Consider the following 25,369-nt stretch of genomic DNA (forward strand, 5'->3'; position numbering starts at 1 on the left):
ATGAACGTGATTCTTATGACTGGTGAGGGGTATCCGAAGCGATTTTCTGCCAATAATTCCAAGAGTGAATTTATTGCTCGTGGCTTAAAGGAATGTGGCTGCTCTGTGTCTATTATAGATGGTGCTTTTGGTGCTTATGATATCAGAGAGGAAATGTCAGGTATTTCCGAAAACGGAATAGACTACTGTATATTTCCGAGAACTAATCGCCTAAAAAGTTTCTTTGTGAACTTGCCCAAATTATGGAAAACCCTAAAGAATAAGAAGCGTAAAGGTGAGGTAAACCATATAATAATCGGAATGGAAATGGTTCCTTTTATATATGTTTATTTTGCTATGGCTTGGTTGCAGGGGTATTCCAGAAGTTGCCTTTTTCATGAATGGCATGCCGGTTTAAGTCAAGGCTTTGTTTCGAAAATACGAGGATGCCTTTTAGATTATACTTTTGGTTATTTTGTAAATGCAATTTTCCCTATAGGTCATTTTCTAAGAGAAAAGTGTAATCGATTCCATAAGCCTAATATGTTGATTCCTATTTTGGCTGATTTTGATGTGAAGTATCAACGACAGAAAATTGCAAGCCATTTTACGTATTGTTGTGCTGGCGAGTATTTGCTGAGAAATACGTTGGTCTTGGATTCTTTTCGTGAGCTTCATAAACAGGAAAAATACCGAGATGTCCAATTAGTTCTTGTGATTCAAGGAAATGATCGTGTTCTGAAAAAAACGCAAGAGCTGGTGCAGTCTTATGCTGATAATGAAAATATCATTGTCAAAAATAAAGTTCCGCGTCAAGAGTTGGACGAAATTTTTGCATCGTCAATAGGTTTGCTGATTCCTTTAGATCCAAATAGCCTTCAGGATAAGGCACGTTTTTCTCAAAAAATTGCGGAATACGTTGCCACGCGTAGACCGATAATAACTAGCGCTGTTGGTGAAATTCCTTTTTATTTTAAGGACCGGGAGAGTGCTATTCTTGCTAAGTATGATGTTGCCGGATATTGTGAGGCGATGCGCTTTTTAGTTGATAACAGATCTAGAGCCGATGAAATTGGCGAAAATGGTTTTTCAGTTGGACAAAGTTCTTTTGATTATCGGGAATATGGTAAAAAAATTAAAGCGATTATAGAAAAGATTAATGAATGAACTTAAAAACATTAAATAAAAAAGGTATGGTTATGATAAAGAAAATAATTTTAAAATTGGTTACTCTGTTTAAACATAAACGGTATATCCCAATAGTCTCGATTACTTCAAAAGAAAAAATGCTTGAAGGTAAAAAAGCTCTTGTTGTTGGAGGCTCTGGAGGTATTGGGAGTGCTATTGCTAAAAAATTGAAGGAATGTGGTTGCTATGTAATTATAACAGGTTCTAATGAATCAAAGCTAAAGAATGTTGCGAAGGATTGTAATGCAGACGGCTTTGTAACGCTGAATTTAAAGGATATCTCTAGTTTTGATGACAAAATAAATGAGGTTGAAAATAAATACGGGAAAATAGATATCTTGGTGTGTAGTTCTGGTATTCATGTGAAAAGAAAAGGCTTTAATTACATGTCGGTAAGTACTGATGAATTCGATGACATTATGAATGTCAATATGAGAGGCGTGTATTTTATATGCCAGAAAATTGCTAAGCGAATGGTGGAATTGAAAAAAAACGGGAATATTTTAATCATATCTTCTTCTCGTGGAGCGGAGCCGTCTTGGTCTCCTTATAGCTTGTCAAAACGTTGCTTGAATGGTTATATTGAGGGCTTGGCGAAGGAGCTTGTTCCTTATGGAATTGTTGTTAATGGAATTGCACCTGGTCCTACGGCTACAACTATGCAAGATGAACTTGTGGGTGGCAGTATTTACACAAATCAGAATCCTTTAGAACGATTGACAATGCCTGAAGAAGTTGCCGAATATGCATGTATGCTGGTTAGCTCGCTTGGAAATACTGTTGCTGGACAAACTATATTTTTGTCTGGTGGCCGAGGAATATTCGATATTAGATGAGGTCCAAAATGAAAAAGGTTTCAATTGTTGTTCCGCTGTATAAGTCAGAACCGTTTATGAATAAGCTGGTTGATTCTGTATTGAATCAAACATATCAGAATATAGAGCTTATTCTTGTCGACGACGAATCTCCTGATAGATGTGGCGAAATTGCTGATGAATACGCCAAAAAAGATAACAGGGTCGTTGTTATTCACAAGAAAAATGGAGGCTGTTGCGATGCTCGAAATGCTGGGCTGAAGGCTGTTTCCGGTGAGTACTTGATGCTTGCAGATGGCGACGACTGGATGGAATCTGACTGTGTAGAGTATCTTGTAAATATAATGGAAACGAACAATTGCCAAATGTCTATGTCAGATTGCGTGTTCTCGACTAGAGATCGAAAGCAAAATGAAACTGACTTTGTGCGTGTCTGGTCAAAAGAGCGTGCGGCTTGTGGAATCTTGTATATAGATACTCCTATTGGACCTTGGAATAAGGTTTATACAACTAAGGTTATTCGGGATAATAATCTTTCATTCTCTGTTCCGTGGTTTGGCGAAGGTTTGTACTTCTCTGTTATGGCTGCTCAACTATCTAATCAGGTTGCGGTAGGGCATAGAAAGGTATATAACTATAGGTTGAATAATCCAAATAGTGGTACGACTGTACGCCAAGTTGAAAATGCTTTGAGTGCACAATGGAATATTAATAACATAAAGAATAATTTGATTGTACGTACGCCCAAGACTGTAAATGCCTGCAATTGGCACATTTATAATAATTATTTTATGGTTGTTATGTACATTGTGGGGGCGTCAGCATATTCCCTGTATCACGAACAGTATAAAAATGCGAAAAAAGGTATTCGCAAAAATGCTTTAAACGTTCTAATTCATTCTACAGTGTCGCTTAAGGAAAAAATCAGAATAATTGCATACGCCATATCTCCTTACGCTATGGCTAAGTTTATATTGTGGTGGAAAAAAAGGCAGCTTAAGGCAGATTTGATGGAGTAATGAATGAAAATAGTGATTGCAGAAGGTGGCCCTGCTGGAAATGTGGGGTCTATGGCATTGATAGAAAATGCTATAAAAATTGCTAGAGAAAAACATCCGGGGTGCGAAATTATTGTATTGTCTTCGGTCCCGGATTCTGTAGATGATGCTTTGACAAAAGAAGGCCTACACTCTAATGTTGTTGTTATGGGAGATCTCTTTATTGTTCCCCTTGCTGGTACTTTTGTTAAATTGGCTTGGTTGGTCCAATGTATTTTATGGATTGTGTATACTCGTTTTTTGCTGTTGTTCTCGAATAAAATTTCTTGTTTGTTACTTGGTAGAAGAAAGAAAATTCTCAAAGAAGTTGAATCAGCGGACTTTGTTTATTGTATAGGTGCTGAACGAATTAACGATATATATTTTAAAACGGCATTGTTGTCTCTTAGTGAACTCGGAATTTTCATAAAGATGGGCAAGAAACTGGTTCACTTGTCGTTGACTATTGGGCCTGTTTTTTATAGAAGTACGATATGTGCAGCTAAACGGATTTTGAATGCTAGTTATGCTATATTCGTTCGGGATCAAAAAACTTTTGATATTTTAAAGGAATGGCATTGCAAGGCTCCGCATATATTTAATTCTTTTGATATTGCGCTATTGCAGGATTCTGCATCGGAAAAAACACAACAGTTATTAAATGAGTTTGGAATTGAATCGGGATTTATTGCTGTTTCTGTAATTGATTGGTTGTTCCGGAAAGCTAAGGGCCCTGCAAGGATGCCTGAATACAATGAAGCACATGCGAAGGTTCTTGATTACATTGTTGAAAAGTATGACAAAAATATTTTGTTTACGCCTACGGTGGTCTCTAATTGCTACAAGGTTAGCGATACAACTGCGGCAGATTCTGTTATTTCGTTAATGAAACACAAAGATAGAGTTGTTTCAATCCAACGTTTGTTAACTCCTATGGAGCTGGCTGCAATATACAGTCAATGTTATTTTGGCATAGTCACTCGAATGCATGCGGCTATTCTTTGCTCTGGTGCCGGTGGAAAACCTATTGTTGCTGTCAATTATTTGTATAAATTACGAGAATATATGAAGAATATTCAATTTGAGGACTATTCTGTAGATATTGATTATGTGAATGAGTGCGCTTTGAAGGATTTTGTAGATCAGATGTTTTTGAATTATGACGTTAATTTGGAACGGTTGAACAAACGTATTTCAAGTATGCGGAGTGATTTAATGGCTCATTTAATGTCCGTTTAAAATATGTGTGAATGGATGATGTGATTTTTGGGGAATGTTTGTTAGATTGAAATTTTTGGAGAAAACATGATAAACTTTTGTATAAAAATAAGTAAATCAATTCCATATGTTCTGGATAAATTTATTACTGTGTTATACAAAAAGAGTATGAAATATTGCGGAAAAAATGTGTATCTCCGACCAATGTTTTCTGATTTTAAGGGGTTGGAAAATTTATCTATTGGAGATGACGCAATTATTCCTAAAGGAAGTACTTTTTATTGTACGGGCGCTCCATTGACCATAGGAAGAAAAGTAATCTTTGGCCCTCATCCAACTATAATAACAGGCGATCACCGCATTGATTTGATTGGAAAATATATAGCTGATGTATCTGACGAAGACAAACTGAATGGTTCAAATGTAAGTCCTTATGATGCTCCTGTTGTAATTGAAGATGATGTCTGGTGCGGAGCTAATGTAACTATATTAAAAGGTGTGACTATAGGAAGGGGATGTGTGGCAGCTGCGGGTGCTGTTGTGACGAAATCTTGCCCTCCATACAGTATTGTTGGTGGCGTTCCTGCAAAAGTGCTTAAATTTAGATTTTCAGTTGATCAAATTATTGAGCATGAAAAAAATCTCTATCCTGAAAGTGAACGCTATACGAGAAAACAATTAGAAGAAATTCGTGAGAATTATCCTGGTAAGTAAATGACTAACGTTATTATTACAGCGCCTTCGTTGGATCCGACGCAAAATGTGAGTGGCATCTCTAGCGTTGTCAATTTTATCATTGACAATAATCCGGAAGTGAATTACCTTCATTTTGAACTTGGCAAAAAAGACAAAGAAAAGGGGGGCTTGCATAGGGTAACCCGAATTATAAAATCTTATGTAAAATGGCGCGAATTTGTTGATGAAAATTCAGACGCGATTATTCACTATTCGTTTCCTTTGTCGGGTTTCTCAATTATAAGGGATTTTCCTTTTTTGTCTTATTGTATAAAGAAGAATAGAAAACTCGTTATCCATGTTCATGGAGGCTTGTTTTTAACGGCTCCAAAGATTCCGTACTATTTGAAGCTTATTTTAAAGAAGGTTTTCTCTTGGAATGTTCCTTTTATAGTTTTGAGTAATTCAGAAGTCCAAATTTTGAAGAATCGCTTTGCTGCCAAGAATGTGCATTCTTTGCCTAACTGCGTGGATTTGAAAGATGCCGAAGAATATGCGAGTGCAAAAAAAAATAATTCTTGTAACAAACCTCTAGTTATAGGTTATCTTGGTCGAATTGAACCGAATAAGGGTATGACGGAATTGCTTAGTGCTTGCGAAGTCTTGAAAAAAGAGGGGGTTCCCTTTAAACTAACCATCGCTGGAAAAGAACAGATGAATGGAGAATTTCTTCCTCGTTTTGATAGGCTACTGGAGGATGATTTCCATTATGCAGGATTAGTCTATGGAAAAACAAAATGTGATTTTCTCAGAAGTCTTGACGTGTTTGTCCTGCCTTCGTATTTTGAAGGTTTGCCTATGTCTCTTCTCGAATGTATGAGTTATGGAGTTGTTCCTGTTGTTACTCCAGTTGGTTCAATTCCAGAGGTTGTTGAAAATGGAGAGAATGGGATCTTTATAAGTGTCAAAGATTCTGATAGTATTGTTAAAGGAATTAGGAATCTGCATGATAATCGAAATATGGTCAAAAGACTTGGCGAAAAAGCTCGTAATACAATTTTTAAAAGATTCTCGCCTCAAGCATATGTGAAAAAATTAAATGAAATTTATGCGGAGGTCCGTTGAATTTCTTACGAACCCAGTATGGCGAAAACGGCTATAAAAAGTTCAAGTCCGAATTTACACTACAGTCTTTTGAAAACCGCTTTGCCGGGATATTGAAAGATGTGTTGTCCCATAGCGAGTTTACAAAAAGGTTACAATAAGCTATCTTTGTAATTACGGAATTTGGTTTATTCTATGATTTGCATCAGAAACTTAAATCTCCTCTGTAGTCGAGCTGAACTTGCAAACCTTCCCGAGGGCAAGCTGTTAATCAACACGATTAACGCGTTCTCGTACAACAACGCCCGTCGAGATGTCTTGTTTGAAGAAGCTCTGACCAAAGGCGATGTATTGATTCCCGATGGTATCAGCATTGTCCGCGTGTGCAAGTTCCTTAAAGGCAAATCTCGCCCCAAGGAACGCATTGCCGGGTGGGACCTTTTTGTACACGAAATGCAACGCCTAAATGAAAAGGGGGGCAAGGTGATGTTTCTGGGTTCCAGCGAAAAGGTTCTGAAGCTCATTCGCCAAAAAGCCGCTATCGTGTACCCGAATCTGGAAGTTGTTACTTATTCTCCGCCGTATAAGCCCCAGTTCACGGTCGAGGACGACTTGAACATGGTCAAGGCGATTAACGATGCAAACCCGGATTTGCTATGGATTGGCATGACCGCCCCCAAGCAAGAAAAATGGGCTTATGCCAACTGGGATCGCCTGAATATCCACTGCCATGTCGGGACTGTAGGCGCGGTTTTCGATTTCTTTGCGGGGACGTACAAACGCGCCCCGATGATTTGGCAAAGGCTTGGCTTGGAATGGCTTTACCGTCTTTTAAAGGAACCTCGCCGAATGTGGCGCCGTTACATAATTGGCAATATGTTATTTTTGGTGTTGGTTTTCAGGGAAAAGATAGGGATTTGATAATTAGTTGGAATAAAAATTTATGACAGTTACACCGAATAATAATCAGCCGAATACGCAACTGCCTTTCTTTATGCCTATCAAGGCCGGTGATTCTTTTGATTTGTTTAGCAATGTTTTGCACCATTGGAAGCTTGTCGCATTTTTGTCGATTGTTGGGCTTATGGCCGGGACGGTTTTTTCGCGCTATGTTCGCGATTCCTTCGATAACAAGACGATGCTCCAGCTCGATACGAAGTCCAAGAGCGGCAAGGCCGTATCTGACATTGGGGATTTGTTCGATGTGCAGAGCCCGGCGGTTGCCGAAATCCACTTGATAAAGAGCCTGAGTGTGCTTATGCCTGTGGTGGAACAGCTGCGCTTGAACTATATGGCGGAACCGCAGGGGGTTGTGGATAGGCTCATGCGTCGTGAAGGCCGTATGGACCTTGAACTTTTTGAGCCGCCTCGAATGGATGAAGAGCTGGTTAAAAAGGGCAAAAAGTGGATTGCCGTAATCCAGTCGGAGGATTCATACGAGCTGTTCTCGCCGATGGGCCAAAGTCTTGTCGTAGGTAAAGTCGGTGAAACGTACCGCATCCCGATGGACGCAGATACGGTCGCAATTTGTGTCAAGGCGATTAATGCTGAACCTGGGCAGTCGTTTAGCTTGTCCAGGGCTTCAGTCTTGAGCGTTGCCGAAGGCTTGCAGGCGTCGATTAACGCCTACGAGAAGGAAAAGAATTCGAATATCTTGGAAATTTCATATTCCGACCGTTATCCGGACCGCGTTGCCGAAGTGCTCAATGCCATTGCGCAGACTTATGTGCGCCAGAATGTCGAGATGCGCAGTGCCGAAGCCGAGAAGTCTTTGGATTTTTTGGAAGAACAGTTGCCGTCTATCAAGGCTAAGCTGGATTCGTCCGAACGTCTGTTGACGAATTACCGCAACAAGATGGGGACAGTCGATCTTGGTGCCGAAGCAAAGGGAACTCTTGAACGTCAGGTCGAACTCAAGACGCAGTTGCTCTCGTTACAGCAGCAGTATCATGAGAAGGCTCGCTTGTTTAAGGAAGACCACCCGGCGATGCAGGCTATTTTGCAGCAACAGCAACGTTTGAGCCACGAAATCGGTAAAGAAGAAAGCAAGACTAAAAAGCTGCCGATTACCCAGCAAGATGTGTTGAAGTTGCAGCAGGATGTTGAAATCAATAACCAACTGTACACGTCTGTCTTGAACAACATCCAACAGTTGCGCGTGGTCCGTGCTAGTGAAATCGGTAATGTGCGAATCGTGGACCCTGCCTATATTCATGTAAAGCCGTCCAAGCCCAATCGCAAAAAGATTATGGCAGCGGGTTTTGGTGGTGGCTTTGCGCTCAGCCTTGTCTTGATATATCTCTTGCATACCTTAAGTAACCGTGGCGTGGGCTCTTCTTCTGAAATCGAGCGCGAAACCGGAGTTAGCGTCTATGCTAAAATTCCGAAAACTCAAATCAGTCACAAACTTCCGGGCGCAAGCGACAAGCGCTTTATATTGGCCAAGGCCGATTCCGAAGACTTGGCGGTCGAAAAGATCAGGGCACTCCGCACGGCACTGGAATTCTCATTCCTCGACGAAGGCGGCAAGGTGCTGATGGTGACGGGTATCGCTCCGGGCGCAGGCAAATCATTCGTCTCGCTGAACTTGGCATACCTCTTTGCGCAACAGGGCAAGCGCTCCATCTTTATCGACGCAGACCTCCGCAAATCCCGCCTGTCGCACAAGCACGAAAAGGGTATCACAGATGTTATCGCCAAAGGATGCGACTTGGAGAAGGCCCTTATCGATATCGGAGACGGTGCGTACTTCCTGCCCATGGGTTCCCGCGTGGCAAACCCTGGCGAAATGCTCGGTTCCAAGGCATTTGCCGAACTGGTTCAGGAATGCAAATCTAAATTCGATGTCGTCATTATCGACACGCCGCCTATCGCACTTGTTTCGGATGCGCTGGCCATTGCTAAGTTGGCTGATTTCGGCCTCATCGTTATCGAGTACAAAAAGCACTCCATGGAAAACATCCAAGAAACCATCGAGCAACTCAACATTGCAAAGCTGGACAAGAAGGCCATCGTGTTGAACCACTGCATCCACGACAGCGGAGCATACGGTTACGGATACGGCTATGGTTACGGATACCGCTACCGGTACCGCGACAAATAGAGCAACTAATAGTAACGAGAAAGAGAAGCCCACCCGGGCTTCTCTTTTCTTAATTTTCGGCCAAATTTAAATTCTCATCGAAATGTCGAGAGCCTTTACACTGTGTGTAAGAGCGCCCACCGAGATATAGTCAAGGCCGAGTGTCGCGATTTCCTTCGCGCGTTCGAGCGTCATGTTGCCGGAACCTTCGACCAGGCACTTGTCGCCGCTTTCCTTGATAATCTTCAAGGCTTCGGCCATCATCTCGTTGCTCATGTTATCGAGCATAATGACGTCGACACCCTTGTTCAGGAGTGCACGCAGCTGGTCAAAATTTTCGACTTCCATTTCGACCATCAAGTTCTGCTTGTTATTCTTCTTCACGACTTCGAGCGCCTGGAGCACGCCACCTGCTGCAGCAATGTGGTTGTCCTTCACCAGCACCATGTCAAAGAGACCCATGCGGTGGTTGGAACCGCCACCCACGCGAACGGCGTACTTCTGCAGCGTGCGGAAACCGGGAACCGTCTTGCGGGTATCGAGCACCTTGGTCTTCCCCGCCTTCAAGGCTTCCTGGAAGGTATGCGCAACGGTTGCCACGCCGGAAAGCTGCTGGATAAAATTCAAAAGCGTACGTTCGCCCGTCAAAAGTTCGTGCGTCGTGCCGTCCATTTCGGCAATCAGGTCACCCTTCTTCACGACATCGCCGTCTTTCTTGTGGAGCGTCACCTTCACGTTCGCCTTGAGTTCCTGGAACACGAGTTCAATCACCGGAAGGCCTGCGAGCACGCCATCTTCTTTTGCAATCAGGCGGGCATGCTGCTTCTGGTCGGCAGGAATCGTCCATTCACTGGTTACATCACCCGTGCGCACGTCTTCGGCAAGCGCCAAGCGAATCATCGTGAGAGCATCATCTTTCGGAAAAACTGGTGTTGAACAATCTCCATACATAATCTTGTCTCTTGTTTCAGTAGTTTTATAACAAATGGATTGCCGCGCTTCGCTCGCAATGACATACTATTAATTCTGAATTCCGAAATCCGAACTCCGAATTTTACTGCGCTCCTTTTCCGGTCAGCACAACATAAACCGTCCGCACCAAAATCTGGAAGTCAAGAAGCAGGCTCATGTTTTCGAAGTAGTACATGTCGTACTGCAACTTGATTTTCACGTCTTCGGTGCTGGTATCGTAATGGTGACACACCTGAGCCCAACCGGTCAGGCCCGGTTTCATTTTCAGGCGGCTAATGTAGAACGGAATCTCTTCACGGAGCTTGGCAATGAACACAGCACGTTCCGGACGCGGTCCCACCATGCTCATGTCGCCCTTAAGTACACACAAAATCTGCGGAAGTTCATCAATACGGGTCTTGCGGAGGAACTTGCCCACCTTCGTTATACGGGGGTCGTCCTTGGTGGCCCACTGGGCACCGAACTTTTCGGCATCGGTTCGCATCGTGCGGAACTTGTAAACCATAAAGGGCTTGCCGTACAGGCCAATGCGTTCCTGCGAATAGAACACCGGACCACGATCTTCCAGCTTGATGGCAATGGCGGCAAGCACACACACCGGGAAAGAAATCAGTCCCAGGAATGCGCCAAACAGAATATCAATCACACGCTTCACGCGCACCTGCCACAAAGGCATAGTAAACGCAAACAGTTCCTGCAATTCAAAACCATAAACCAGGTTCGCCTTGAACTGTCCATGCACCACGCTGTAGAGTTCTGGCACCAGGTAAATGTGAACCGGCTGGTCGCACACCCACACAAGCACACGCATGATTTCTTGCGGCGAAGAACTTTCGTGAGCGATAATAATGCCCGTCACCTTGTACTTCTTAATGAGCGAAGCAAGGTCTGCATATTTTCCAAGCACCGGAACATTCGCAAATTCATGTTCCATCACCTGAAAACGTTCATCCACAAAGCCCACCACACGCTGGCCGCGTTCGGGAGTTTTCGCAAGCGCTTCGGCAATCTTCTTGCCAGCCTCGGTCGCACCTAACACAAGAATGTTGTTCGCACCAAAGCCGAGACTCAAGAGTCGGCGTAGGCAACGATAGATCACCATCCTGAAAAGCACCACCAAGAAAAGCGCAAAGCCACCGTAAATAAAGATCCACGGGAATCGGGAACCATAAAGGTAACCGCTACTGAGAGGCTCGTTCGCAATGACCTTGCCCAGGAACTCCGCACCAAAAAGCACCACAACAATGACCACGATACCGATCAGCACCGCACGCAACACGCGCAATATCTGGTGCGTTCTCGACATCAAGAGCCATGAACGGTAGAGTCCGGCACAGGTAAACAGGAAAAGCCAGCCCACATTCAAAATAAGTCCCATGTGGGCATAATCGGCAAACGCCTTGCTCGGGTCGAACTTGTCTACAATCCAACCACTATGGAACTGCACCCAGAAAGCGAGGGCAAAACAAATCGACAACGCCACGAAGTCCGACAGGACCACAAGGATGCGTTCCAATGTAGCAGCACGAATCATAACGACTCTAAATTACAAAATTGCGACTGCCAAAGGCTATCCGTTACGCAAGGAAACGGATGACCTGACTCTTCTCGACAATTTCGGGCAATGCGTCGATAGCGTCCACCGCCTTCGAAGCCTTGCAATCCTGAGTCTTTTCGGTAATCACCACGACAGAGACCTTCCCCGGATCGTTCACGTTCTTCTGGATAATGGTTTCGATCGAGATGTTGTTCTCGGCAAGAATGCTCGTAATCTTTGCAAGCACGCCACAAGCGTCACGGGAAGTGAAGCGCAGGTAGTAGCGGGCCGAAGTTTCCGAAATCGGAACGAGCGTCGCGGAGTTTTCGACGTTGAACCAGCCCATCGGGAGCGCCTTACGGCTACCCTGATCCACAGAGCGGGCCAAGGAAACGAGGTCGGCTACAACGGCAGAGGCAGTCGGCAAGCGGCCTGCACCGGCGCCAGTCTGAACAGTTTCGCCCAGGTTGTCGCACTTCAGGTACACGGCATTGATGACACCGTTCACGTTCGAGAGCAGATTCTCGTTAGAAACGAAGCACGGATGGACGCGGGCGTCCACGCGGTCACCGTCGCGGTGGTAAATGCCGAGGAGCTTCACGCAACAGCCAAGTTCCTTGGCAAACGCGATATCCTGGGCGGTAATCTTGGAGATACCCGTCACGTGAATCTTTTCAAAGTCCACGCGCTTGCCGCTGCAGAGGCTAGCGAGCAAGGCTGTCTTGTGGGCGGAGTCGATACCTTCGATATCGAAGGTCGGGTCCGCTTCGGCAAAGCCGAGCTTCTGGGCATCCTTCAGCACCACGTCAAAGTCGAGGCCTTCGTCGGCCATGCGGCTCAGGATGTAGTTGCAGGTACCATTGATAATGCAGCTCAGGTGTTCCACCGTAGAACCGAGCAGGCCTTCCTGCAGGCTACGGATAATAGGAATGCCACCGCCAACAGCGGCTTCGAACAGCACATGCAGGCCCTTTTCGGCAGCGAGCGGGAAAATTTCGTGGCCGTACTTGGCGAGGAGAGCCTTGTTCGCAGTCACCACGTGCTTACCGGCATTGAGAGCGGCCAAGATCCACTTGCGCGGCATGTTGTAGCCACCGGCGAGTTCCACGAGCACGTCAATATCGTCACTAGCGATCATTTCATCGGCGTTTGTGGAAACCTTGTAGCCCTTCGCCTTGTACGGGGCAAGTTCTTCTTCGGACTTTGCGCAGATGCAGGCAAGCTGCAGTTCAACGCCAAGCTTTTCCTTGTATTCGTCGATTTTCTGTTCGAGAATCTGAATAACACCGCCACCGACGGTTCCAGTACCAATAAGTCCAATACGCAGCATAAGGCGTCTCCATTTTAAATTTTTTCGCGGGGAAATATAGAAAAGTATACAGGGCAGTTCATTTTTTCTATTTTAAAAATCAATGAATTCCCTACTGAAAAAAACGATTGACGGGACACGCCTCACCCCGGCGGAAGCTCTTGACATTCTGAAAAACGCCCCGTGGACCGAGGTGGTCCAGGCCGGCGACGCCATGCGCCACCGCATCAACCCGGGGAACAAGGTGGGCTACACGGCTTTCCGCATCATCAACTACACGAACGTCTGCGAGATTACCTGCAGCTTTTGCAGTTTCTGCCGTCCCGCCCACAGCCCCGAAGCCTACGTGCTTAATTTGGACGAAATCCGTCAGAAAACGATCGAAGCCAAGGCCAGGGGCGCCGACCAGATTTTCTTGCAGGGCGGCGTGAACCAGGCGCTCCCTCTCAGTTACTATACCGACATTCTGAAAATGCTCACGCAAGAAATGGGCGTGAAAGTCCGCGGATTTTCTCCCGTAGAACTCGTCCGCATCGCCGTCTTCAACAGGATTTCTCTTGACGAGCTGCTCGATATTTTCAAGGCGGCAGGTCTCAGTTCCGTTCCGGGCGCCGGTGCCGAAATTCTCTCCGACCGCATGCGCCAAATCCTGAGCCCGAAAAAGCTCCCCGCGCAGGTATGGTGCGACACGCTCGCCGCCTGCCACAAGAAAGGGCTACCCGGCAGCGCGAACATCGTGTTCGGCAGCGTCGAAACCCCCGAAGAAATCATCGAGCACCTGGAATACGTGCGCAAGACGCAAGATATCGCAAGCGGGTTCAAGAGTTTCGTGGTGTGGACATTCCAGCCGCAAACCGACAAGTTCCCCATCCGCCACGTACGCGGCGACGAATACCTCAAGCTGCTCGCGCTTTCGCGACTGTACCTCGACAACATCCCGCATATCGAAGTATCACTCCTCGGCATGGGACTTTCTTTAGGTGAACTCGGGCTGCACGCCGGTGCCGACGACATCAACAGCATCGTCATCGAAGAAAACGTGCTGCAAAACCACGGCCTTACCACCATCGAACAAGCCGAAGATTTCATCAAAAACGCCGGCTTCATCCCTTACAGACGAACTCTAAACTTCGACTAAGGCGAGAGCCGCAAAATAAAAAACACCGGTCCGCTTGTTCAGCGTAACCGGTATAACCATAGAGAGAGAAAAAACAGCTTGTGCGGCTTATTAAGCGCGCTTGGCATGCTTCCTGAAGCTCTTGATCAGAAGGGCAGCGAGAATGCAGTACATATACCTTTTATCCTTTATTTTCGACGTTTTATCGTCTTTTTGAAACAGCGCGCCAATTTTAACAAAATTTTACTAACGCGTCAAGGGTAAAAAGAATATATTTATTGATTATTTCCTTACAATTCCGTTCTGGATCCCGTCACTCCATTCTGTCGTTCCAGGATGACGCCCCTACAAGAGTCATCCTCGACCTATACGAAACTTAGAACTTTAGTTCTCTAGTTGAGTATCCCACATACTAATTAGCCATATTTGTCTTTTCTGGCGAAATTTGGTAAATTTGGGGCATGAAACGAATTATCTTATTTTGCCTCGCCGCTGCCCTGTGCGTATCTGCACGGCCGTCCCTGCAAGTGGACCGCGAGCGCGTGGAATCGGGCAAGAACTTTGGACTCCAGCTTGTATTTCCCCTGAACGAACTCCCCGAAAACCGCAGCGAATTGCAGATGGAAACCGCAAACGGATTTACCCTCGTCGGCATCGACAGTACCGACCAGGTGATTCGCCCCGATATCGAGGACATGTTCAATTCCTTCTTTGGCGGGGGCCGCAACCGGGGCGGTTACAAGGCTCGCGTCTACACCTTTAAGCTGAAAGCCCCGAAAAAGACAGGCCGCATCAGCATCGGCCAGATCTTCATGGACATCGACGGGCAAAAGCACAACCTGACAGGCGACATTCCCATCAACATCCAGCGCGCCTATAGCGACGACGCTCTCGCCGTATCGCTCACCCCAAGCAAGAAATCGGTCTACGAAGGCGAACAGTTCAACGTGACACTCGGTTTCCACACCTACGAACACTTCGAAGGCGGCCTCCAGGCGACCGACATGAACACCGGTGACGACTTTATCGTACACCGCAGCGACCTTTCGACCATGAAATTCGAACCCGTCGAAGGAAACCGCCGCGAAATGCAGGCGAGCGCAAAATTCGCCTGGCTAGCTTCCACCAAGAGCGGCAACCTGCAAATTCCGCCGTTCAAGTTCAAGTACACCAAGCGCGGCGAGCCGAAGGTCGTCGAAGAAAACAAGCAGATGGGCGGCATGACATTCTCCAGCAGGAGTGTCAAGCAGGAATCTGTAGAAGCCGAAACGCAGACCCCCACTATCAACATTACCGTGAAACCGCTCCCAACCGAAGGCAAACCCGCGAACTTCAGCGGTATGGTGGGTAACTACAGTTTCAGCGCCGATTTCGACCGCACCGAGCTCAAGGTCGGCGAAGCCATGACGCTTACCATCAACATCAAGGGCGACGGCCTCCCCGGTTCCATTACCGACCCCAAGCTCCCCGACTTCGGCGAGTTCCGCTCGGTCCCCCCCGAAAACGAACTCAACAAGAAAGTCTCCGGCAACAAGGTGATTACCACCAAGAACATTCGCGTGTTCCTGTACCCCAAAAAGAAGGGTGAATTCACCATTCCCGAAATTACCTATTCCTGGTTCAACCCGAGCAAAAAGAAATACGAAACCGCAAAGGCTGGCCCCTGGAACATCGTCGTAGAAAAGGGTGAAGCCGCCCCCGAGGCCATATTCCAGGCACCGGTCGCACAAGGCCCAGCCGCCGTGCAGAAACAGGAAATTGAGTCTCTAGGCAGCGACATCCGTTTTATCCACCAGGTAAACGAAGCCGCCAACAGCACCGCCCCCTACAAGAGCATTCTTTACTGGGTGATTTTTGCAGTCGCAATCCCCTTCTACCTGATTGTGACTTCCGCCGTGCGCAGCCGCCGCAAGCACAACAGCGACGCGGCCCTCGTGCGTAAGGGCAAGGCAAACAAGATGCTCAAGGCACGCTTTGCCGACGCGCGCGAAGCCTTAAAGAAGGGCGATGCAAAGGCTCTTTACGCCGCCCTCGAAAACGGTCTCATTGACTACCTGAGCGACAAGACGAATCTGGAATTCAAGGGCATGACCCGCCCGCAAATGAAGGAAGAACTTGCAAAGCTCGGCGTGAAAGACGAAACAATCGCCGCCATCGACAGTTGGCTCGAAAAGTGCGCGTTCGCGCGGTATGCCCCGGTGAACCCGACCAAGGACGAGCAGCAGAAAATGCTCAACGACGTGGAAAAATTGTGCGAAGGACTAAAGGTATAACATTTAAGATGTCATGCCCAACTTGTTTGGGCATCACCTTTTCAACCTAAAACAAAAACTTTATTTAAATAAGAAAGGTGATTCCCGCATTCGCGGGAATGACAATCAAGGGAAAATACAAAATATGAGTATCTTAAGAAGCATCATTTTATTTTTAACATTTGCGGTAGTAGCGAACGCCGCAGAACATTGCAACGGCATCGAGACCGGCGCCAAGGCCTACAACGAAGGTGACTTCGAACGTGCCATCGACGAATGGCGCACCTGTAGCGACAATGGAATCGAAAATTCCGACCTCTACTACAACCTGGGCAACGCCTACTTCAGGGGCGGCAAGCTCGGCTTCGCCATTTACTATTACAAGTCGGCCCTGCGGCTTGACCCAAGCAATGACGACATCCTGCACAACCTCAAGTACGCGCAGGCCATGACGCGTGACAAGGTGGACGAAGACGGCGAAGAAAACCCGCTCCTCGCAGGACTTTTCAAGGCACACCATGCGCTTTCACTCAAGGCGCAGATGTGGACGCTTCTCGGAATTTTCTGGGCGATTGCGTTACTCGCCGTCGCAAGGCGCATCAGCCGCAACGGAAAGGCGAAAAACATACTCATCGGAACGATGTTCGCATTATCCTGCGTTTTCGGCATCATTGCGATGAGCGCCGGCTACAAGGTTTTCGTCGCCGAAACGGAAATCACCGGAGTCGTCACGGCGAAGGACGCCGACGTGACTAGCGCTCCCAGCGACAAGTCCCAGACGCTCAACACGCTTTCTGAAGGAACCTCCTTCGAAGTGCTTAGCGAACAGGGAAACTTCGCCGAAATCCGCTTGGGCGAAAAGGTCCGCGGTTTCGTCAAAATGAGCGATGTCGGAATCGTAAAATAGCCCGTCCATTTCTAGAATAAACTAGCGAATCCAGCCGCCACCGAGCACCATGTCACCGTCATAAAAGACGGCGCACTGGCCAGGCGTTACGGCAAACTGCGATTGTTCAAAACTGGCGAGTGCGCAGCCGCCTTCAAGGATTTTCACCATGCATCGCGTCGGGCGCTGGCGGTAACGCACCATGCCCTCGCATTCGAAGGTGTCGCCAGCAGTGTATGCGGAGCCCGTTGCCGGGTTGACGCCGTGCCATACGCAATTTTCGATGCGGACTTCGGTAGCGGAGACGGCCGACTTGTCGGCGGTCACCACGATGTCGCCCGTCGCGGGATCCACGCTGCGGATAAACGCCGGGACGCCCAGGGCAACGCCAAGTCCCTTGCGTTGCCCCACCGTGTAACGGTGGTAACCTTCGTGACTCCTTAAGATTTTTCCGTCCTCGGTCACGAAGTTTCCTGGGCGGGTCATCGCACCGAAGCGGCCTTCCAGGAATTCAGTGTAATCGTTTCCGTAGATGTCGAAGCAGATATCCTGGCTGTCACTCGCGCTCGCGTTTTCGAAGTCGTGCTTCGAAGCCAAAGCCCGCACGTCGGGCTTTTCCATGCCCCCGAGCGGGGTCATGACGCGAGCCAGCGCCTCGTCGGGAACACCGAACAGAAAATAGCTCTGGTCCTTCGCCAAGTCCTTGCCGCGGAAAAGCCTGCGGACGCCGCCGACCTCCTTGACATTCACATAGTGCCCCGTCGACAGGAAGTCGGCGCCATGCTCCAAGGCAAAGTCCATCATCCAGCCGAATTTCACGAAGCGGTTGCAATAGCAGCATGGATTCGGCGTCCGAGCCTGTGCAAAGTCATCGTGGCAACGCTTCAGCACCCGCTCGGTAAACGCATCGTCGCAAACCGCCACGAAGTGTTCAATCCCCAGGCGCTTTGCGACCGCACGCGCGCGCAAGACGCTTTCATCTTTTTCGGGATCATAAGGGGTCGCCCCGCTATTTGCAAGCGGAGGCAGCACCCGCAGCGTTACGCCGAACACGTCGTAACCCTGCTCCAAAAGGACAAGCGCCGCCACAGAGGAATCCACTCCCCCGCTCATGCCAACAGCCACGCGCTTTTTAATCATAAATCCTTCGACTCCGTAGCACATCCGCTCAGGATGACACTCCTGTAACTCCGAATTCTGAAATCCGAGTTCCGACTTAGTCAAACCTCAGCATCAGCGCAATTTCAAACTGCAAAATCTGCCGCAGGTGCGGAGTTTCGTCATCCAGCTTTTCGTGAATCTGACGATACTCGATATAACTGCTCATCGACGCAATCTTGTTGAACTGGTAGCCCGCACTCGGGCGGATAAACCATTCGTGCGTACGCGACGGCACCGTCCTATCCGTCAAGGTCAGTTTCGGATTATAGACGGTCTTCGGGACATCGGCGTACAGCGGGTCGTCGAAATGCCACTGTCTAAAGACACCGTCCGTTCCGCTCTCCTTGTTCCACATATCGTAGCCGTCTTCAGGATCGTACTGCTTGCGGATGGTCTTCTTGTAGTCGTAACCGGCGGTAAACTTGAGGTCGACCGAGTTCTTGAACTTGAAGAACCACTTGAAGAACTTGACCGCCTTGTCGAGCTTAAGAGGATAGGTAATGGTGAAGTCGTCACCGATATTGAACATAAAGTCGTTATAGAGCGACGTATGGATCCACGGCGTTTCCCAGAAATAATCGGTGGTATCGCGGCTATTGCCCGCCGAATCGGGCCACGTGGTAATGCCGATAACTTCTTCTTTCGGGCGACGGTCAGTATCTTCAATCTTCATACGCACGCTGTTTTCGATACGCATGTTGTTCTGCAGCAAGAACGTCACGCGAATCAACGGGTTGAAGTTGATACTCTGCGACCAGGAATCTTCGGAACTCTGGAACGGATGCACCGTCGTCGTATAGGTGTAATCGAAACGATGGAAGGTCGACACGCTGCGGAAACCATTCAGGATCGATACGCGCTGCGAGAAATTCGGGACCGTCACGCCGACTCCAATCTTCGGCCACACCGTCGTCGTATCCAAGTAAAGCGGATATTCTCTCGCCTGGGAGAAGTCTTCTTTCCACTGCAAGTCACCCTGGACTCCGATATCCCAAATCGGGAGCGTAATCCCCGTCCCCATCTGGAACTGTCGAGAAACGGAGTGACGGAAATTACCCTGGTACACGAGCGTATCCACGTGATGGTTACGGTACTGCGCAAAGCGACGGTAATCGTCGCGGTGATCAAGCCCCATATCGCCCGTGACGATATTGTAGAAACCACGATTCCGATAGCCGTTACCGAGGCCAAGCCCATACAGATAGTACTGCAACGGAGTCACGTGCTGTTCCTCGTTGAGCTGAGCCAAGGTAAAGTTCTCACCCACGGTGTTGGTGCTTGCGGTCCAGCTAAAGCGGATTTCACGCCATTTTATCTTGTCGAAAGCGCTCGCAACAAAGTTTCCCTTTCCGAACGCATTTGCGAAATCGAGAATCTTGAACGTCGGCGAGAACTCAAACCGGTTCGTCTGCGAAATCGTCCAGTAATTCTTTTCGATCATCGTCTCGTCCTTGAAATCGAAATCGTCCGGAATGGTCTTCTGTTGGTTGAAATCGGAACTAAAATTGGTCGTAAACGGCAGGAACGGAATCAGGCGCGGGTTAAACCCGATCTTGAACTGCTGCGAACGGGCGCGTTCGTTGCGCAAAATACCGTAGGAGCGGCCATATTCCCTGCGACCCACACTATCCACCTTGTAAAACACCGTGGTATCGTAGCGAATCTCGTAAGAATCAGGGTTCTGCATGTCGATGGCAAGAGTATCGCCACTCTCAGAAATCCTAGCAATCGTATCACGCGGAATGGCTACAATACTGTCGCCCGACACATAGACACGACGGTCGGTATGGTCATAGTCAAAGATATAATCGCTTGCAAAAAGGCCGCCATCACGCGAGGTAAAGAAATTCTTCTTCACGAACGCTTCGCGGTCGCCACCACCGTACATGTCGCGCTTGACATTCAAGGAATAGCTTGTCGTGAGGAACGAGAAAATGTTCCAGCGCATATTCAACTTGTGGTTCAATTCAGTCGTATAGGTGACAATCTTGTCTACCTGCGGTTCCACATAATCCGGATCGCGGTTCTGGTTTACATAGCGTACATAGTTCAAGTCGAAGAGCGTCACGTCGAACGTCTGCGGCCAGGGTTCGAATTCCGTCTTGGCGAGCGGTTTCAGCCATTCGTACTTGGACAGAGCATCAAGCGGCCTGAAGCGGAACATACTGAACGTACCCAGCTTATACTCGATAATCGTATGGTAAGAATAGGACGAATCCGCCGAAGTCGTCGCACGGCCTTCCGACTCGTTGTAAGAATAGCTGAAGGCCGGACGATCGAGGAATATCTGCGACATCACCTCGCCCAGCTTGGAATCGCGGGCATGGTAATCCTTGCGGTAGCTGATACCGAAGGAACGGTCTCGCACATAAGACTGGTAGCCCTTAGATTCCGCTTCGTCGCGCAGTTTCTGCTCTTCCTTGTCGCCATCCACTTCCAGCCTTCTCTGGAACATGTCGCCCGTCATATCCACGAAGCTACTTCTCTTGAGCATCATGTCGTCAGTCGGCTTCATGTAGGGGCGCTTGGTCGAACTATGATATCCGAGTGAAAGAGGAATATGGAATCCGGAACTGTCGTTCAGGAACTTGTTCAAGTTCATCGTGAAGTCACCCGCCACATCGATCTGCGAGGCGGCCACCGAAGTTTTCGGCTTGGGCGATCCATTCGAAGTCGAAAGGGTCGCGAAGTTTCCATCCTGGTAACGAATGGCACCCGACAGCGAAATAAAGTCGGCGAAATTCACTTGGCCGCTCGTACGCGCCGCATAGCCCCACTCGGTATCCATATCCGAAAGGCGGAGATCATCGAGCCAGAAAGTTCCTTCCAAGTCGCTTTCGGAAGCGCTGGAATCCGCAATAATCACGAAACGCATCCAGTCGATGCTCGTAATCGACGGATTACCCACCAGTTTCAATTTTTCTTCGCGGTCGCCACCCAAATCCTTTTCGACTGCAGTCAGGTACGGCGGACGGCGGCCTCGCTTCAAGTCCGAGAAGTCGGAAACATTCATCGCGAAGGCGTTGTCGAGCCAGTTACGTTCATCGCAGTCCTGCGGGCGTTCCGAGCCCTTCTTGCAGGTGTAATTCACCGGGCGGAAGCTCCATTCGTAGTAGTCGCTGGAACCTTCGAGCGAGCCTTCACCGAACTGGATAGCAAATCGCACCGGCACCGAAGTTGCATCCGTCTGGTAATGGATTTCCATCTTCAGCGAGCGGTAGCTTGAAAAATCCTTCACGTCCGTTTCAAAGATACGCGTCACGCCCACTTCCTGTCCCGGACTCATATTGTGGTAATCGAGCACCAGCGCCGTTTCCTTCAGCGGAGCGTTCGAATCGGAATCGCGTTCCGTCTTCGTATTCGGCGACTTGTGATACTTGTCCGCATCTTCACGGTTGTTAATCGTCTTTACGGTAATGTAGTTCGTGTCTTTCGCCGTCACATTTTCGGTCACCTTCGTTTCGATGCCGTTCACTTCCACAATCTGCGAATGTTCCGTCGAAGAAGTCTGGTACAAGTCGGCCACAGTCGTTTCTTCCCAAGCGTTTCCTACGACGGCAAGATGCACCACCTGCACCTTCGCCTCGGCCACGCCATTATTCAGCTTGCCCAGCCAGAGCCTGCTGAACTGCGACTCCGCAAGAATCGTCTGATAATCATTTGCCGTCGCCGAGACAATCGTATCGTACTGGTACAGCGGAATGCGCCACTTTCGCCATCCGTTCTTAAGGATATCGAAATGTGCCGCGTTCGTATCAGACAAATCGATGCGATAACGCACGAAGCTGATGTCCCTGTCCAAGGAACCGTTCTTGTTGATATCTTCGGTATCGTAGGTGCGTTCGCCCGAGTTCTTTTCGGTTCCGTTGATAGCCCGGGGAGGATCGCTTTCTTCATCCAGGTCGTCGTTAAAATTATCGTGAGCGATATCGTTCGACGACGCATCCACATTGCCCATCCGCACGCTATATTCAGTGCCCTTACAGGGGTTGGTTCGGCAATCCCAAACCGTGTCGATTTCGTCAGATCCACTTACGCCATCAAGGCCCTTGTCATTGAGCGCCGTCGATGTACCCAAGTCATTTTCACCGTTGTAATCCCCGTTCGGCGAAGCTCCGTTAATCGAGAGGTCTTCGCTAATAAGACCCAAGTCCAGGTAGAGCGAACCCACGTTTCCGCGCGCCACCACTTCGATATACTTCATATCGCTCATATCCTGGTAGTAACTACTGTTCGGACGCATCACGCCGCCCCAGGAATTACCAGCCAAGTTGTCGTTCGCGCGGAGCGTCATCTTGAGTACCGTCAGGTGCTGGTTGTCAACATCGGAGTTTCCAACCGACGGGTAAATGTTCTTGTAAAGTTCGGTATTGTTGCTGTGCCAGATAAACTCGCCCTTGTGCCGATAATCCTGGCTTTCGATGTAGGTCAAGCTGTGCTCCACACCGCCCGGAGGCGACGCCTGGTACCACGACAGACGGGACAGTGGATAAGTCAGGCCCGAAGTAGTCGCCTCGAAATCTTCCACCAACGCAGAGCTTTCTTCACTCGTGTTTGCATTGTGGCGGCTCGCCGCAAATTCCGCCTCGTAACGCCAGCTGGACTGCGCCGTCGTATTGATGCCCGGAATCAGGTTCACCAGTTCCGTGAGGGCCGGAATCGTATCCTGCAAACGGAGGTTCATGCCCAACAGCACGCTGGAGTACGGTTCGTTTCCGAGCGTCGGAGTCTTCGCCGTGGTACTCTGGCTCTTGTACAAGGCGGTGACGCCAAACACGGAACCAGCACCCATGCCGTAAAGGTCCAGCGGAAGTTCCGCACGGGCGCCCAGCAAAAGCTTGTTGTCAATCTCGAACAGGGGTTCGCATTCGTAGCTCACCTTGATTTCCTTGTTCGGGTCAAGAGCGCGTTCACTCAAAAGTTCAATCTGGCCGAGTTCGTAGTTGACTTCGTAGTCCGTTCCGCGGATAAGAGTCGTCGATCCCGCCGTCACCTTTTCTGTACCCGGCGAAATATCCATACAGGAACTTCCGCTCACCGAATAGCTCGAACTCGGGTCTCGCACACTCAGCACGGAATTGCGACGCTTACCTACCGATTCAAAATAGAAGCGGTTCGTGTAGCGCTGGAGGTTGTAAACAGGAAGCGTATAGAGCTGAGCCATCGCCGCCGAGGAATCGAGGTTACGCATCGGTTCCAAGCAATTCTGCTTGGCCAGTTCGTCAGGATTCTTCGCACCGCTGTAAACCGGATCCGACGACTTCTTACAGGGGAGCCACATTTCACCCGTGTATGTTCCCGAAGCGTCCTTCTTGAAAATCGTAGCGTCATTCACCAACGGAGTTCCCGTGGTCGTATCCACCAGGCCAAGTTTCTTGAGGTAATCCCCGGAGATACCCGACTTGTTCTTCATGCGCAAAACGAAACTCGAAGAACTCGCATCAGAGATGCCTATCGAATACACATTACGCAGCATGAGCTTGTCGATATCGACCAGTTCCGAAAGGGATGCGTCCCACTGAATAAGGGAAACCGTATCCCCTTCTTTCACCGAGGATTTTCCGCCACGGTCTTCCGTCCAGCTCGCCGCAAGCAAGGTGTTGCGGTTCACGCCGTTCACCTTCACCACGCCCATTTTCGAATCGTAAGTAAAGTCCGTATTCGGAATCTGGACCATGCGCTCCACGAGCTTCACGACCGTTTTTCCGCCAGGCGTCGTGTACCGAACATAAACATTATCAATGACACCCGTCGCGCTGTTCGTAGCTCCGCGCTTATAAAGCCTGAGTTCCGAGGCCTTCTGGTTCCAAGTCCTGTTTCCGCCGATGGCCGCATTGACGTAGTCCCTCCTGATCGACTGATTCAGGAAGTAGTAGCGGTAAGCGACAAACTGCTTGTCAAGGATCTGGAACTCCGTCGTAGATTCGCTGGACTTCAGACTGAATTCTTCCTGGTCGCCACCATCCTGCGAGGCAATCGTCGTAAGGCGCCAGTCACCGAGTTTCCAGTCGGCCTTGATACCGAACAGCCCCTGGTGGTTCTCGGAATAACCCGTGAGTTCCGTACCCGTCAAGGCGAGGTTCGTGGTACCGGCTTCTACACGCTGCAGAATGTAGTCCTCGAATTCATCCTTGTACGATTCTTCGTAAACAACACGCACCTGGTTGCGGGCGCCCAGCCCTTCTTCCACGTTGTTGATTTCAACCGTGATGTACGGGCCGATCTTGCCCTTCACCATGAAGTTCGGCGTATAGTTCAAAGTAGGGCTGGGCCACAGACTCGTCTTGGTGCTACCTTCGGCATCATCCTTTTCGCCATAGCCCTTCAAGCGGATATCCATCGTTCCCTGGAGCATCAGCTTCGGCTTGTCGAGCCCGAAGTCGCGCATCCACGCGGGCATCGTCACGGGAATCGTAATGTCGAATACCGACCCCACCTCGGGAGTCTCGTATCCGTCGTTCGGCTTCCCGACCAAGTCGTTCAGCCACAGGCTCTTCTGGCCGATACTGTACATGTCCGACACATAATCCGCAAGTTCCGGATAATGCGCCGTCCACAAGGTCGTGGTATCACGGGAAACGGAGTTCACGCGCTTTTCGCTCACGTCCATTTCACGGGTCGAGACATCGATATCGTGACTAAAGACCTGCCCCTTGCTGGTACTCATCAAACGCGGCGAAGAACCGATACCGCCGAACGGCAAAAGTCCATTCAACGGGGTCACCGAAGGAGGCAACGATATGTACTGGTATGTCGGCTGCCACTCGGTTTCAGCCGGATCCGGCTCCGTGGTTTCAGCGTCGCTTGCAGACACTACCGAAACGGAGTCGCTCTGGGACCAGGCGATTCCCACGGCAAGGGCGACAGTCGCCACCGGCCACAAGTGTTTCAAACCATCAAAAAACACAGTTTTCTTCTATGCAGTTCGCCCATAAAATACTGAATTTGCACCCTGCAAACCAACCGAAAATACGGGATACACCTGCAATTTGTGCGAAAATAGAAAAATTTCGTTTTTTCAAACGGATTTGCGTTTG

Annotated in this window: 16 protein-coding genes; 11 read left to right on the plus strand and 5 right to left on the minus strand. The window is 48.8% G+C overall.

Annotation, left to right across the window (positions count from 1 at the left end):
• The 8 genes from BUA93_RS05025 (at window position 1) to BUA93_RS05060 (ending at window position 9,119) form a co-directional block, all read left to right on the plus strand.
• Window positions 1-1,146: a glycosyltransferase gene (locus tag BUA93_RS05025; RefSeq protein ID WP_072977947.1), complete on the plus strand. Its 1,146-nt coding sequence runs from the start codon at window positions 1-3 to the stop codon at window positions 1,144-1,146.
• Window positions 1,143-2,003: an SDR family NAD(P)-dependent oxidoreductase gene (locus BUA93_RS05030; RefSeq protein ID WP_083597137.1), complete on the plus strand. Its 861-nt coding sequence runs from the start codon at window positions 1,143-1,145 to the stop codon at window positions 2,001-2,003. The genes BUA93_RS05025 and BUA93_RS05030 overlap by 4 nt, the downstream gene beginning before the upstream one ends.
• Before the next feature lie 8 nt (window positions 2,004-2,011).
• Entirely contained in the window at window positions 2,012-3,001 is a 990-nt protein-coding gene (locus BUA93_RS05035; RefSeq protein ID WP_217650988.1) for a glycosyltransferase family 2 protein, read from the plus strand.
• A 3-nt stretch (window positions 3,002-3,004) separates the two neighbouring features.
• Window positions 3,005-4,258, plus strand: coding sequence for a polysaccharide pyruvyl transferase family protein (locus BUA93_RS05040; RefSeq protein ID WP_072977950.1), 1,254 nt, complete (start codon window positions 3,005-3,007; stop codon window positions 4,256-4,258).
• 66 nt (window positions 4,259-4,324) lie between these two features.
• The gene (locus BUA93_RS05045) at window positions 4,325-4,951 is read left to right on the plus strand and encodes an acyltransferase (protein WP_072977952.1); all 627 of its coding nucleotides are present in this window, start codon (window positions 4,325-4,327) and stop codon (window positions 4,949-4,951) included.
• Entirely contained in the window at window positions 4,952-6,037 is a 1,086-nt protein-coding gene (locus BUA93_RS05050; protein ID WP_072977954.1) for a glycosyltransferase family 4 protein, read from the plus strand.
• A 174-nt stretch (window positions 6,038-6,211) separates the two neighbouring features.
• A complete protein-coding gene (locus tag BUA93_RS05055) occupies window positions 6,212-6,937 on the plus strand; it encodes a WecB/TagA/CpsF family glycosyltransferase (protein ID WP_072978142.1) in 726 nt (241 codons plus the stop codon).
• 22 nt (window positions 6,938-6,959) lie between these two features.
• Window positions 6,960-9,119 (plus strand): polysaccharide biosynthesis tyrosine autokinase, encoded by a 2,160-nt coding sequence (locus BUA93_RS05060; RefSeq protein ID WP_083597139.1) that lies wholly within the window; start codon window positions 6,960-6,962, stop codon window positions 9,117-9,119.
• A gap of 66 nt (window positions 9,120-9,185) precedes the next feature.
• Here the strand turns inward: BUA93_RS05060 and nadC are convergent, their stop codons facing one another.
• The 3 genes from nadC to BUA93_RS05075 form a co-directional block, all read right to left on the minus strand.
• Window positions 9,186-10,049, minus strand: a complete 864-nt coding sequence (gene nadC / locus BUA93_RS05065) for a carboxylating nicotinate-nucleotide diphosphorylase (protein ID WP_072977958.1) — start codon at window positions 10,047-10,049, stop codon at window positions 9,186-9,188.
• Between the two features lie 103 nt (window positions 10,050-10,152).
• The gene (locus tag BUA93_RS05070; protein ID WP_072977960.1) at window positions 10,153-11,604 is read right to left on the minus strand and encodes a sugar transferase; all 1,452 of its coding nucleotides are present in this window, start codon (window positions 11,602-11,604) and stop codon (window positions 10,153-10,155) included.
• Window positions 11,605-11,647: 43 nt separating this feature from the next.
• Complete coding sequence (locus BUA93_RS05075) at window positions 11,648-12,937, minus strand: homoserine dehydrogenase (RefSeq protein ID WP_072977962.1); 1,290 nt, start codon at window positions 12,935-12,937, stop codon at window positions 11,648-11,650.
• An 82-nt stretch (window positions 12,938-13,019) separates the two neighbouring features.
• On the opposite strand from BUA93_RS05075, the gene BUA93_RS05080 reads away from it, so the two are divergent.
• From BUA93_RS05080 to BUA93_RS05090, 3 genes are all read left to right on the plus strand, one after another.
• Window positions 13,020-14,054 (plus strand): CofH family radical SAM protein, encoded by a 1,035-nt coding sequence (locus BUA93_RS05080; RefSeq protein WP_072977964.1) that lies wholly within the window; start codon window positions 13,020-13,022, stop codon window positions 14,052-14,054.
• A gap of 440 nt (window positions 14,055-14,494) precedes the next feature.
• Window positions 14,495-16,306, plus strand: a complete 1,812-nt coding sequence (locus tag BUA93_RS05085; RefSeq protein WP_072977966.1) for a BatD family protein — start codon at window positions 14,495-14,497, stop codon at window positions 16,304-16,306.
• A 124-nt stretch (window positions 16,307-16,430) separates the two neighbouring features.
• Entirely contained in the window at window positions 16,431-17,192 is a 762-nt protein-coding gene (locus BUA93_RS05090; protein ID WP_072977968.1) for a tetratricopeptide repeat protein, read from the plus strand.
• Window positions 17,193-17,213: 21 nt separating this feature from the next.
• Here BUA93_RS05090 and mnmA read toward each other — a convergent pair whose 3' ends face one another.
• Window positions 17,214-18,311: a tRNA 2-thiouridine(34) synthase MnmA gene (mnmA, locus tag BUA93_RS05095; RefSeq protein ID WP_072978144.1), complete on the minus strand. Its 1,098-nt coding sequence runs from the start codon at window positions 18,309-18,311 to the stop codon at window positions 17,214-17,216.
• 76 nt (window positions 18,312-18,387) lie between these two features.
• The gene (sprA, locus tag BUA93_RS05100; RefSeq protein ID WP_083597141.1) at window positions 18,388-25,239 is read right to left on the minus strand and encodes a T9SS outer membrane translocon Sov/SprA; all 6,852 of its coding nucleotides are present in this window, start codon (window positions 25,237-25,239) and stop codon (window positions 18,388-18,390) included.
• Window positions 25,240-25,369 lie beyond the last annotated feature (130 nt).

The sequence above is a fragment of the Fibrobacter sp. UWH4 genome, from assembly GCF_900142475.1.
Taxonomy (GTDB): domain Bacteria; phylum Fibrobacterota; class Fibrobacteria; order Fibrobacterales; family Fibrobacteraceae; genus Fibrobacter.

Excerpts from the sequence above, each read along its gene's own strand:
- BUA93_RS05025 (WP_072977947.1), top strand. The coding sequence starts at position 1 with ATGAACGTGATTCTTATGACTGGTGAGGGGTATCCGAAGCGATTTTCT.
- BUA93_RS05030 (WP_083597137.1), top strand. The coding sequence starts at position 1,143 with ATGAACTTAAAAACATTAAATAAAAAAGGTATGGTTATGATAAAGAAA.
- BUA93_RS05035 (WP_217650988.1), top strand. The coding sequence starts at position 2,012 with ATGAAAAAGGTTTCAATTGTTGTTCCGCTGTATAAGTCAGAACCGTTT.
- BUA93_RS05040 (WP_072977950.1), top strand. The coding sequence starts at position 3,005 with ATGAAAATAGTGATTGCAGAAGGTGGCCCTGCTGGAAATGTGGGGTCT.
- BUA93_RS05045 (WP_072977952.1), top strand. The coding sequence starts at position 4,325 with ATGATAAACTTTTGTATAAAAATAAGTAAATCAATTCCATATGTTCTG.
- BUA93_RS05050 (WP_072977954.1), top strand. The coding sequence starts at position 4,952 with ATGACTAACGTTATTATTACAGCGCCTTCGTTGGATCCGACGCAAAAT.
- BUA93_RS05055 (WP_072978142.1), top strand. The coding sequence starts at position 6,212 with ATGATTTGCATCAGAAACTTAAATCTCCTCTGTAGTCGAGCTGAACTT.
- BUA93_RS05060 (WP_083597139.1), top strand. The coding sequence starts at position 6,960 with ATGACAGTTACACCGAATAATAATCAGCCGAATACGCAACTGCCTTTC.
- nadC (WP_072977958.1), bottom strand. The coding sequence starts at position 10,049 with ATGTATGGAGATTGTTCAACACCAGTTTTTCCGAAAGATGATGCTCTC.
- BUA93_RS05070 (WP_072977960.1), bottom strand. The coding sequence starts at position 11,604 with ATGATTCGTGCTGCTACATTGGAACGCATCCTTGTGGTCCTGTCGGAC.
- BUA93_RS05075 (WP_072977962.1), bottom strand. The coding sequence starts at position 12,937 with ATGCTGCGTATTGGACTTATTGGTACTGGAACCGTCGGTGGCGGTGTT.
- BUA93_RS05080 (WP_072977964.1), top strand. The coding sequence starts at position 13,020 with ATGAATTCCCTACTGAAAAAAACGATTGACGGGACACGCCTCACCCCG.
- BUA93_RS05085 (WP_072977966.1), top strand. The coding sequence starts at position 14,495 with ATGAAACGAATTATCTTATTTTGCCTCGCCGCTGCCCTGTGCGTATCT.
- BUA93_RS05090 (WP_072977968.1), top strand. The coding sequence starts at position 16,431 with ATGAGTATCTTAAGAAGCATCATTTTATTTTTAACATTTGCGGTAGTA.
- mnmA (WP_072978144.1), bottom strand. The coding sequence starts at position 18,311 with ATGATTAAAAAGCGCGTGGCTGTTGGCATGAGCGGGGGAGTGGATTCC.